An 11783-nucleotide genomic window follows, 5' to 3' on the forward strand; every position below is an offset into this window, starting at 1 on the left:
TTATTTCGACACTAACCATAAAAAATGACTTATTCACAAAAAACACCCAACAACCACAACGCGATGTGATCACCGCAAAGCATCCAAGGTATATAATGTCACATTCTAAAGAAATCAACCACCCTACATCTAAAGAGATTGAGACTCTTAGCAAGACAGTTATGCAAGACAAAAGCTTGTTTAACACTGTCTTGAATTGTCTTCCAATGCCTTACTTTCTAGTCGATAATTCAGAGCGTATTGTTCAAACTAATTCAGCATCTCTAGAGATGCTCAAAATTTCTGGACCTATTGAAGAAACTTATGGAAAAACTTTGGCTGAAGTTTTTTACAACGACCCAAAGCATATAACTTTTATGAGCCAAACTCTTTGTCAAGGAATAGTTTATCGCGACCTTGAAGTTCCCACCAAAGATAGACACGGGAACGACCTCAATATCATAGCTAACATTTTCCCGCTTTATGACACAAACAATATCTGCATAGGAGGAATGAGCATTTACGTTAACCATACAGAACGTAAAATGACACAAAAAGCTTTACAAGAAAGTGAAAAGAAAAATCATGACCTCATCCAAAATCTTCATGCAGGAGTAGTTGTACACGCTCCAGATTCCAGAATTATTGTCGCCAACGACCAAGCTTCTCAGTTACTTGGGCTTTCAATACCCCAACTTAAAGGCAAAAATGCACTAGACCCAGAGTGGTGTTTTATTCATGAAGATGGAACAAAAATGTCCTTCGCAGAATACCCAGTATCTCAGGTTATCAAAACCCGTTCTCCAGTGCGAAATTTAATTTTAGGAATAAATCGTCATCTTCACAAAGACTTAGTTTGGGTTTTAGTCAATGCTTTTCCTGAATTTGACCAAAACAATGAACTACTTCAGGTAATTGTAACTTTTGTCAATATAACTGACCGTAAAAAATACGAAGAACAAATTCTTCGAAACGAGATGAGACTACTTTCTATTGTAAATATTCTTCAACATCAATTCACTTCTGCACAGGATTTTTTGGACTTTGCGCTCGATGAAGCCATAAAAATTACTGAAAGTAAAATAGGATATATATATCGTTACAATGAGGACAGACAGGTTTTTATTTTAAACACTTGGTCAAAAGACGTTATGCATGAGTGCAGCATCACTTCTCCGCAAGTTTGTTATGAATTAGATAAAACAGGCATCTGGGGAGAGGCTGTCCGACAACGCAAGCCCATAATCCTCAATAATTTCCAAGAAGAGCACCCTTTAAAAAAAGGGTTACCTCCTGGCCATGCATTTTTAAAATCATTTATGACAATTCCAGTATTCAAAGAAAACAAGATTGTTCTTGTCGTCGGCATGGGAAACAAAGAATCTGATTACTCTAGCACTGATGTTTACCAATTAACACTACTAATGGACTCTGTTTCCAAGATTCTCGATCAAAAAAAAGCCGAGCAAGCTCTTGTCAAAAGCGAAGAGACGCTACGATCCATCATACAGGAGACACCGATAGGCATACATATCTACGAACTCTTTGAACGCGAACTTGTACTCACTGGAGCAAATCAAGCTGCAGATTTAATACTTGGCATAAATCATTCACAATTGATTGGAAAAAAACTTAACGACGCTTTTCCAATGCTTGAAGAAACCAATATCTCGGATCAATATTTAGAAGTATTGAAAACGGGAAAGACTTGGCATACAGAGCAAATCGGATATGAAGACGTCAACATCTCAGGAACTTATGAAATTCTTTGTTTTAGAATTTTTTCAAACCAAATCGCAGTAATGTTCATGGACATATCGTCTCGTAAGCAAGAGGAGTTTGAACTTGAAAATGCAAAAAGAGCCGCTGAATCTTCAAATAAAGCAAAATCTGAATTTCTCGCAAACATGAGTCACGAAATAAGAACTCCACTAAACGGAATCATGGGAATGCTACAATTGCTTGAGTCAACAGACACGGATCATGAACAAAGCGAATATATAGACATTGCGTTAAGTTCTTGCAGAAACTTAACACGTTTAATTTCCGACATTCTGGACTTATCTAGAATTGAGCACGGAAATATCACTTTAGAAAACCACGGCTTCAACATCAGCCACCTCACCGAAGAAGTTATCAACACTTTCATAACAGAATTATCTTCGAAAGAAATCGAGCTATCAACTTCCATAGAAAAAAATATTCCAGAAATTGTTTACGGAGATTCTGGTCGATTGAGACAAATTATTTTTAATATTTTTGGCAATTCAATTAAATTCACCTCAAGCGGACGTATATTCATTAACATTGATTCTTTAATTCAACGCCAGACCATATATCTATTTATTGAGGTATCAGATACTGGCATAGGCATTCCTGAAGACAAACTAGATGAAATTTTTGTTCCATTTACACAGGCTGATGGTTCATTGACTCGTAAATATGGTGGAGTTGGCCTGGGACTTTCAATCGTTAAAAAGTTACTTATTGCGATGGGAGGAACAATAACTGTAGAGAGCAACATTGACAAAGGGACGACTACTTGCATTGCCATTCCGTTTCAAACTAGCGAACCACCTATTTTAGACAACACCAACAAAAACTATGCGTTACCGGAAATAAATTCAACAAAATTAAAGATACTTATCGCAGAAGATGACCCTATAAATCAACTAACAACATCGAGCTTTATCAAAAAAATTGGCCATTTTTCAAAATGCGTAAACGACGAAAAAGAAGCCATTGAAATTTTAAAATCTGAACACTTCGACTTAATACTAATGGACATACAAATGCCAAACTTAGATGGAGTTGAAACTACTTTAGTAATAAGAAATTCTAACGAAATTTTTTCTAAAATTCCAATCATCGCTATAACAGCTCACGCAATGGATGGTGATCGTGAATTTTTTTTACAGAGCGGAATGAATGGATATCTATCAAAACCATTAATAATCGAAGACCTCAACAATGTCATCAACCAGACTCTCGCGAACGCTAACCGCCAAAGAGCTGACGAGGCAGTGATTTATCCGCACAACGAAAAAAATTAACAAGCATTTCAGACTACACTTAATAAATGAACATCACAAGAACAATTCTTCTCGTCGAAGATGACGTTATTAACAGAGTTGCACTTTGCCGTTTTCTCAGCAAACAGGGGCATGTGGTTCATCCAGCAAAGGACGGCGATGAAGCACTGGAAGTATATGCAAAAAATAAATTCGACTTGGTAATAATGGATCTTGTCATGCCCGGGATTGATGGCGCTGAAACAGCAAGAAAAATGCGGTTTATATCCAACAGCACGGACGGTGACTACCCACCGATCATTATAATCACTGCCATTGATCACCGCGCACAAAATTTAGAAAAGATATTCAGAGCGGGCGTCGACCGAGTAGTACAAAAACCCATCGAGCATGCTCAACTACTGGAGTGCATAGACGAACTGCTGTTGCCCAAAAGCGCAACTAAATAATGGCAAGCCCCTCCCCACGGACAAGAACGAGAAGGGGCTTACAATGAAATTTTCTAGTTACTACTTCTTTTCCAAAACGATCCGCCCCTCTTCCAAGCAAGAGACCTTGAACTCATCACCCTGGCTAAACCCATAGTTCGCCAGCAGCACCGGAGACAGGCGGAGACCGTTCTTCGAGAACTTGACTGCACCCGAAACGGTCCGAGTATTCATCCCCTCGACTTTATAGTACATTCCATCCTGATCCATCAGCTTTAGCAGATGGGCTTTAAGATTGTTCTTATTGATACCGAAAGCGTCAATGATCTGCTGAGCGGTTTTCCCTTCGGTGATCATGGTGCGAAGTTTCATCGCGTCGAATTTCGATGCCGGGGGCATAGGTTAATCTCCTTAATTTTGTTTTAATGATTTAAGGAGACATTACCCAAGTTCCTCTTCTTGTCAACTTCTAGGGCAATAATTCTCCCCAAAGATGCTCAGGCAAGATGACATTCTGCATTTACCCTGACAGGACATTCAGCTTCATATTTATATTGCGCACGACCAACCACAAAGGCATCAATATCTTTCCAAAATCCACTTGTTCTAGATTTATAGCACCCAACAAAAAATCAGCTCATTTGACCGCATAACATACTAAAATATCATTGTATTTTATACCCCTCCTCTGACCAAGCCCCTGCCCCGGACAGCCCCCAGGTTAGCTTCCTCCTCCCCGTCCTGGGCCGTTTCCAGGGGGCCAGGGCCAAATCCCGCCTACTCCCCAAAATCGCAGGGCGCCCCCGTCCCGGCCCAAAGCCTGTTTTCCTCCTTCGGCCCGTGACCTGGATCCTGGCCCCGGCTATCTTATCGGCGGTAAGCAAGCTCATGGGGCATTCGTCGGTACACATGACCGCGAACCAGTATTACCACCTGCTCGGTGACGAGAAGCGTCGCACCATCGCCAAGTTGCCGAGCTTGAACGCCTAAGAGATAATTTTGGCAGGGGAGTGGGCCATTTGGTCTACTCCCTATTTTCATTATCAAATTCAAATTTCCTGAGACTTAAGATACATAAAAAAGTTTTGATCGACATATGGGATATGATTCATAATCCAAGTCACTAAAAAAGTAATCACATCAACCCGCAAAGACATCGAATCTAAACGTTCGTCAACAATAAACCTATCGACGCTCACAAGAAAGTCATTATGACTAGAAATGTGTTCATTAAGCATAGGGTAACCCGAAGATCGCATCAGAGACTCTTCTTCAGAAAAATGATACCTAGCATATCTATATAAATCAACCAGCAACACACGAAGATCACCAAGGACATATTCTTTTTCTATAGAATCCTGAAGTTTATTAATGTAAACAAAAAGTCTCTCATGCTGACTGTCTATTTTGCTGTGACCAACAGAAAGGTAGTCATCCCACTGCGCAATTGGCATCAGCGCTCCTAAACTTTAGCCATACAGCCCAAATTAATGTGCACACGGAAAAATTGACACATCCTCTCACCATTCCGGCTCAACACTTATAACGCCAAACTGAGCAACATTATTCTTCCCAGTACCTTTTACATCGTACATAGCCTTATCCGCACAATTCAGAAGTTCATCCGACGACATACCCAACTGATACCCAGCGACCCCAATAGACACCGTAAATCGAATCGATCCATCTGCCAGCTTTCCGTTAATTCTTGGCTTGAATTCATAATTTTGAACAGCCAAACGTATTGCATCAGAATGCAGTAATGCTTCATCAACAGAAACAGCACACACAACAACCAGTTCGTCTCCACCATACCGAGCGGCAAACCACCCATATTTTTCAGAATGTGCACTGATAATTTTCGCTAAAGTCCTCAAGACATCGTCACCAACTTGATGACCATATGTGTCATTGACTTCTTTAAAATTATCAATGTCAAGCATCAAGACAGAAAGAGGACTGTTATCTACTTGATTTTGTTCGATAGCATTCCGAAGGTAAGACTCAAGATACCGACGATTATGAAGTGGAGCTAAAAGCGGGTCAACATTAACCGTTTGCTCAAGGAATCGTGCTTTTCTTTCCCAGTCCTTTGCTTTTTCCTTATAATGCAACAACATGCTTTTCAGTAGAACTTTCAGCTTTGGCCTCAAAGCTTCGAGGTCATCAGCTTCGGAAAGTACCTCCAATGTCTCCCGCCCGAAGGTACTTAGCAACTTTCCCCGTTCTTGCTCTGAAGACAATGATTCGCTTATGAATTCATTGACCACCATTGCAAGCGATGATGTAATATTTTTTTGAGACTCAAGCTCATCTTCAGCACTGACAGTAACCTGGTTACTTGCTATAAACATTTCAAGGTCATCGATAATTTGATCAAAATTATTATCCGAAGAATCTTTTCTAGATAAACGACTAAATACTGTTCTTTGTATTGCTGATTTTTGTTCATCAGTAAATATCGAGAAGTTTCCAACCAAATTCCTGACAAAAAGAACTACGGCGAGCCAGGAAGGCTTACTCCCGCATCCAATCTTGTGCATCTCAGAACATAATTTTTTTATCGCGCAAGAATCGCTGGGACAGTCGTTTGACATAAGTTTCCTTTAGGAACGTTTTGACATTAACTTAAATCTCTAACCCAATAGCACCGCCGACACAAGTACTGCATCTGGCAATACCGAACTCACCGAGACTGCCAGGGTTGGTTGTCTCGGGGAACCCCGTGCAATCCACTTACTGCTTTTCATGGAAACATTTTTTTTGTATTTTTTAAAATACGCAGTTACTCGGTATTGGGTGTGACGTCCTTCACGATCGCCAGCAGGCGAGATAGATATGGCTTTGAAATATCAAATAATGCTGCCGTTACTCATGCTCCTTGCCCTCCTCGGCACGTGGATGACGGTTGGCAAGGTCTATGCTTCAGAAATAAAGGAGAACTCAGGTCTTCTGGCCCAGCGGTGGCCGCCACCCGATGCGTATCCCGCGAGACCAAAAGGTCCTCAACCCAACCCTCCACCAAGATTAGGGCAAGACGACAGAGGCAGGCCACCTGGGCCATGGCCACATAGGCCCGGCATGCCACCACCTCCTCCCCCGGGTCGTGGATCGCCTGATCGCCGACCGCCCGAACCTCCCCCCAGACTTGGGCAGGATGGCTGGAGAAGACCGCCAGGCCCATTGCCACAGACGCCCGGCATGCCCCCTCCAAACTTGGGCTGGGGTTTTCCCGGATCACCAGCATCCGAACCAAGGCAGGACGGCAGGAGAAATGCTGTTGCGTCAGAGACAGAACAACCGGTCCAGAAACACATCCCCCCCGCAGTCATTCCCTCTGGGGAAACACCGGACCAACGCCGCGACAGTGAACAGACGTCCATGACACATCCAAAGCCCAACCCCAGCCCACAGCCTGAAACAATGGCAGACCTTACCAGAAGGTTCAGCAGTTCGCCAATTTTTATCGCGACTGGCCTCGCTACGGGCTGCGCTGCAACTATTGTTTATTTGTATATCATGATTTGCAAACGCAAGAACCGTCAAGAAGAAACTCTTCGTGAAGAAGCTGCACAAACATCTTCACACAACTTTCAAGATCGAGTTAAAATGGATCACGAAGAACAGATCAGAAAGAATCTTGAGGATCAAAGCAATGCCTATTTACAGCGGGAAGCCGCTCGACGTCAACGTCAAAAGCACAATGAATTTCTTAATGAATCTTGGCAACGTGCTCAAAGAAAACGACAAGAAAAAAAAGAACGAACGGAAACACATAACCATGAACAGAAAGATAACAACCAACAAAAAGCCTCGAGAACGGCAGATCATCGAGACATATCGCATGACAAAAAGTGGGCGTGTTCGATTCTCGGTGTTAATTTACGGGCCTCTCCAAGAGAAATAAAACGATCATACATTAAAATGATAAAAAAAACCCACCCAGACAAGGCAAGCTCTATAAACAAAGCCACGGAAGCCGAGTTTCTGGAAAAAGCAAAGCTCATCAATGTTGCCTATGACATTATGAAGAAATAAAGTCGCAGACGACGAGCTGTTTTTCACACGTCGACGAAGGTGAACCTGGGAGCCTATCAGACATCAACGCCAGCGAGGTTGAGAGGACACCTCACTGGCATGCTCAGTACCAAAATGGGGACCGTCTGCCCAAAATTTTACCCGCGCAACACAGCCCGACCAGAAAAACCCGCAAATCCGGGCCATCTCCCCAGCCGTCTGCCCGTACACGGGCCAACGTCTGCCCAAATGTTATCCAAAATTCCCACGTTATCCTGTAGGGTTGGCCAAGATGTTATCCAGCCCGGTTATCCACATGATAAAAGGGGCCAGGCCAAATACGACCTAACCCCTTGAATTAATTCTGGTGCGCCCAGCAGGACTCGAACCTGCGGCCGTCTGCTTAGAAGGCCGCCCTTGAATTTTTAATATACTGAAATTATTTGATTTTTTAGCAGAAATACTGCCGCCCCTTGGACAAAATCGATCCTCGCGGGGACATTTCCGTTTCTCCAGAGTTTATCCAAAATCCCGGTTATCCAGGGCTGGAGAACCTATTTCAGCGTTATTCGGTAGAGAACTTCGCCCCCTCCTGACCCTGGTCCATTGCAAGCCAGACTCATACCGCCAAGTTGGTGTCCAAGAGAACCCTAGGCTAATCCATCTGATCAATAAACAATCTTTACAAAACTAGCAAGAATTGATACTTTTCAAAAAACCAAATATCTAGGTGTCTACATGAATATCAAATCATTCTTGACGTACTTAAAAAAACATTTCAATGCAAAGAACGAAAATGAATTGGCCACAAAACTAAATATTTCTCAAGCTAATTTTTCACAATGGAAGAACACAGAAAATATTCCACATACTTCCATAGCAAATATCTTGAATTGTAGTCTTAAAAATTACGCAGAGAACTGCATTAAATCAATTATAGAGTTTCACCCCATCAATTGTGTTGGAGATTCAAATCTTCGTTTTTTAAACAAAAATGACCCACAAAACAACGTAATTATCCAAGAGCTTGAAAAGCACAAAGGCGTATATACATTTTACGACTCATATGGCAAACTCATATATGTAGGAAAAACAAAACAACAAGTGTTATACAAAGAAATGACGACCGCCTTCAACAAAGAAAGCAAGCACTTGTTCATGTGGTGCGTGGACCACCATTGCAACCAAGCCCTGACAACAAATAAACAAATTCGGAAAAAATACGTCTACTTACATGATATTGCTAAATATTTCTCTGCATATCGGGTTGAAACCAAGTTGATAGATGTAGTCGAGGCGTTATTAATTAGAGTTTCAGCCAACAATAATATTAACATTAAGATGGAAACGTTATCTGGCATCTATCCGCCAGCATGTAAAACAAATAAAAGGCCACGCCTCTCCTTCACAGGACGACGTGGGCCTTCCTGCACACTATTCCTGCAGCACTAAGGCAATTCTCACCTATTTAGGCTGTCTGAAAAAAGAGTGCTATGCAGCCGTTCTCAGTATCTGCCTCGGGGTGAGCCAAGCCGCCTTAGTGGGCTGCTCCTGGTCTGATGCGTCGGGGAGCTCTCGCACCCAGCAATCTGCCTTTTGGGAAGATGCGACCTGCCCTATTTATTTCAAGAATTCAGTGTTATTTTAGCATGTTAGGCAATTACAAAAACATCAATCTGCTTAGAAGGCCGCTCTTGAATTTTTAATACATTGAAATCATTTAATTTTTCAACAGAAAAACTGCCGCCCCCTGGACAAAATCGATCCTCACTGGGACATTCCCGGTTCTCCAGAGCTTATCCAAAATCCCGGTTATCCAGGGTTGGAGAACCTATTTCAGCGTTATCCGGTAGAGAACTTTCGCTCAGTCCCCATCACCCATTTATGACTCGGTACATACTGCTGGAATCACCTGACACTTCTCTTCGCGGAACAGGCACGATAGGGACAAATCCCTATCCGATGCGGAGAGTTCAAGGAGAAATCGGTATATAAATGAACAGTCACATCTATATGATTAGAAAGAAACGCACCTCATAATTCAAATTACAACATCGACACCAAAAAATGAATCCTCATCATCCAAGGCCAACAAAGGGCTAGATTTCCAACCCAGGGCAGTGTATTAAAAGCAACAATCTTTGCCGGACAGATTGTTGAAAATGTCATGCTTGTTGTTGCATTACAACTTGCTTGTTATCTTTTCTTCCAAATTGTATTACAATACCAGCCGTCAAAAAACGGCTCTAAAGAAAGATCACTACCAGGCAGTGATCCCGAGAGCGGTGTTATGATCAAAATAAAACAATTCGTCCTGATCGCAAACTTTCTTGCCTTTGCCGCTCTCGGCATGCCCAATCCGACTGGCGCAACTGGATTATTCAATCAATACGTCGGCTTTGGCGACAGCACTTTGGACAGCGGCTATTTTCGCTACAACACCACGGGGAGTGCGACACAAGATGCAGAGATCGCCGCCGCCGTGGCGGGCGGAGCCAGCGGCGCGTTCGTCGGGCCCGGGGTGATGAATTCCACCATGCTGGCGGCACGGTTCGGCCAATACGGCGGGCCTGTTGGCGGCGGCGGATTCAACTTCGCCAATGGCGGAGCCTTTTCCGCGCCACTGCGCGCTTCCGACAGCTCCCCGGCCCTTTCCGGCGTGTCCGCACTCACAAACGTGGCCACCAACCAGCAGATCCAGAACTATCTGGCCTCCGTTGGCGGCATAGCCAATCCCAACGGCCTCTATGTGGTGAAAACCGGTGACAACGACCTGCAGTTCCTGCGCTACATGGGGTCGACCTGGGCCGCCGCCAACCCCAACTTCCTGCCCGATCTGGCCATCGGCCAGGCTGCCAACGTGGCGCTCCTGCAAGCGGCCGGGGCGCGCACCATCCTGGTGCCCAATTCGTACAACGATGCCGTGTTCGCCGGCCTGGGCGGGGCCATCGCCTCGGAAAACATGGACCTGTACCAGACCTCCCGGTCGTATGGGATGATGCGTTGGACGAGCCTGACCGCGTTCGGCGTGCGTTATGTTCCCGCCGACATCGACAGTCTGATGCGCTTCGTCGTGTTCAATCCCACCCTGTTCGGGTTCACTCCTTCCTCGGTACTGTCGTCCAATACGCTCTCCCCGTCGATTTCCCCGCTGCTCGTCAGTTGGGCCGACGTCACCCCCAGCCAGTTGCAGACCAACCTTTTCATCGGTGCAAACGGCGTGCATTTCACCACGGCCGGCCAGCAGATAGAGTCGGATTACGAAGCGAGCCTGCTGACGGCCCCGAGCCTCATGTCCCTTTTGGCCGAGGCTCCGGTCCAGGGCGGCCTGGCCCGCGCGGCCGTCATCCAGGGCCAGATCGACCTGTCCGGACAGCATCGCGGCCCCACGGGCATCAACATCTGGATCGGCGGCGGCGGCGGCGCCCTGACGCTCAAGAATTTTTCCGGCCTGACCGATGTTTCCGGCACGCCGTTTACGGGCTCGGCGGGCGTGGACTACCAGATGCCGTCCGGACTCATCGTCGGCGCGGCCTTCACGGCCGGGACCATGACCCAGCACTTCTCCATCGGCGGCGGCCACTTCGACCAGAACGATCAGGCCATAAGTCTCTATTCCGCCTACCAGGCCGGACCGGTCTGGGGCAATGTCGTGGCTTCCTGCGGCTGGCAGCAGGACAAGATCGCCCGCGACGTGACGCTTGGCCTTTTTACCGACAGCAACAGCGCCACGACCACGGGAACGTCCCTGGCACTGGCCCTTCGTGCCGGCGGCGACATCCGCCTGGGACCGGTCACCACCGGCCCGGTGGCCGGCCTAGTGCTGCAACGGGTGCGCATCAGAGGTTTCGCCGAATCAGGGACCAGCGGCGGACTAACCGGCAGCAACGGCGTCACGGCCCTGTCGTTTGGCGAACAGTTACGAGATTCGGCCATAAGCCAGCTCGGCTGGCGCGCCTCGGTCGACGTGGGCGACTGGCGGCCGTTCGTGGAAGCCAAATGGAACCATGAGCTGGTCGACCAAAGCGACCGCAAGGTCAAGGCCGCGCTCACGTCGACGACGGCCGCGCCCTACTCCATGGCCGCCGCCCCGGTAAAATCGGATTGGGCCACGGCCTCGGTGGGCACTTCCTACAAGATCAGCGAAAGGGTGATGGTGCGGGGCTCGGCTTCGGCCATGGCCTTTAATGCGCAGACCGTCAGCTACGGTGGCGATGTGGGCGTAAGCGTCAGCTTTTGACGCGCTGGAGAGTCGTTTGTCCCTCGCGGCGAGCCTCTGCCGCAGCAGCGGCGACTGCTTGATCTTTTCATCGTGCTGGCGCACCGG

8 protein-coding genes are annotated in these 11783 nt (G+C 45.9%); 5 read left to right on the forward strand and 3 right to left on the reverse strand.

The features are described from left to right. The first annotated feature begins 65 nt into the window (after positions 1-65). Both DMR_RS23465 and DMR_RS23470 read left to right on the forward strand, forming a co-directional pair. Positions 66-3032 carry an ATP-binding protein gene (locus DMR_RS23465; RefSeq protein ID WP_015861642.1) on the forward strand — a complete coding sequence of 989 codons (2967 nt, stop codon included), beginning with the start codon at positions 66-68 and terminating at the stop codon, positions 3030-3032. Between the two features lie 26 nt (positions 3033-3058). Next, entirely contained in the window at positions 3059-3460 is a 402-nt protein-coding gene (locus tag DMR_RS23470; protein ID WP_015861643.1) for a response regulator, read from the forward strand. A 60-nt stretch (positions 3461-3520) separates the two neighbouring features. On the opposite strand, the gene DMR_RS14350 is transcribed toward DMR_RS23470, so the two are convergent. The 3 genes from DMR_RS14350 to DMR_RS23475 all read right to left on the reverse strand — a co-directional run bounded on the left by DMR_RS14350 (position 3521) and on the right by DMR_RS23475 (position 6036). Continuing rightward, on the reverse strand, positions 3521-3838 hold the full coding sequence (locus DMR_RS14350; RefSeq protein WP_015861644.1) for a hypothetical protein: 318 nt from the start codon (positions 3836-3838) through the stop codon (positions 3521-3523). A gap of 650 nt (positions 3839-4488) precedes the next feature. Beyond that, positions 4489-4893: a bacteriohemerythrin gene (locus tag DMR_RS14355; protein ID WP_015861645.1), complete on the reverse strand. Its 405-nt coding sequence runs from the start codon at positions 4891-4893 to the stop codon at positions 4489-4491. Between the two features lie 66 nt (positions 4894-4959). Then, positions 4960-6036 (reverse strand): GGDEF domain-containing protein, encoded by a 1077-nt coding sequence (locus tag DMR_RS23475; protein ID WP_015861646.1) that lies wholly within the window; start codon positions 6034-6036, stop codon positions 4960-4962. A 784-nt stretch (positions 6037-6820) separates the two neighbouring features. On the opposite strand from DMR_RS23475, the gene DMR_RS25390 reads away from it, so the two are divergent. From DMR_RS25390 to DMR_RS14365, 3 genes are all read left to right on the forward strand, one after another. Further along, positions 6821-7477 (forward strand): J domain-containing protein, encoded by a 657-nt coding sequence (locus DMR_RS25390; protein WP_158304251.1) that lies wholly within the window; start codon positions 6821-6823, stop codon positions 7475-7477. A 717-nt stretch (positions 7478-8194) separates the two neighbouring features. Continuing rightward, positions 8195-8908, forward strand: coding sequence for a hypothetical protein (locus tag DMR_RS24525; protein ID WP_015861648.1), 714 nt, complete (start codon positions 8195-8197; stop codon positions 8906-8908). Between the two features lie 838 nt (positions 8909-9746). Then, positions 9747-11696 (forward strand): autotransporter outer membrane beta-barrel domain-containing protein, encoded by a 1950-nt coding sequence (locus DMR_RS14365; RefSeq protein ID WP_043600735.1) that lies wholly within the window; start codon positions 9747-9749, stop codon positions 11694-11696. Positions 11697-11783: the final 87 nt, after the last annotated feature.

It is taken from the genome of Solidesulfovibrio magneticus RS-1 (genome assembly GCF_000010665.1).
GTDB lineage: Bacteria > Desulfobacterota > Desulfovibrionia > Desulfovibrionales > Desulfovibrionaceae > Solidesulfovibrio > Solidesulfovibrio magneticus.

Coding starts and splice junctions, on each gene's coding strand:
- DMR_RS23470 (WP_015861643.1), top strand. CDS start 3,059: ATGAACATCACAAGAACAATTCTTCTCGTCGAAGATGACGTTATTAAC.
- DMR_RS14350 (WP_015861644.1), bottom strand. CDS start 3,838: ATGCCCCCGGCATCGAAATTCGACGCGATGAAACTTCGCACCATGATC.
- DMR_RS14355 (WP_015861645.1), bottom strand. CDS start 4,893: ATGCCAATTGCGCAGTGGGATGACTACCTTTCTGTTGGTCACAGCAAA.
- DMR_RS23475 (WP_015861646.1), bottom strand. CDS start 6,036: ATGTCAAACGACTGTCCCAGCGATTCTTGCGCGATAAAAAAATTATGT.
- DMR_RS25390 (WP_158304251.1), top strand. CDS start 6,821: ATGACACATCCAAAGCCCAACCCCAGCCCACAGCCTGAAACAATGGCA.
- DMR_RS24525 (WP_015861648.1), top strand. CDS start 8,195: ATGAATATCAAATCATTCTTGACGTACTTAAAAAAACATTTCAATGCA.
- DMR_RS14365 (WP_043600735.1), top strand. CDS start 9,747: ATGATCAAAATAAAACAATTCGTCCTGATCGCAAACTTTCTTGCCTTT.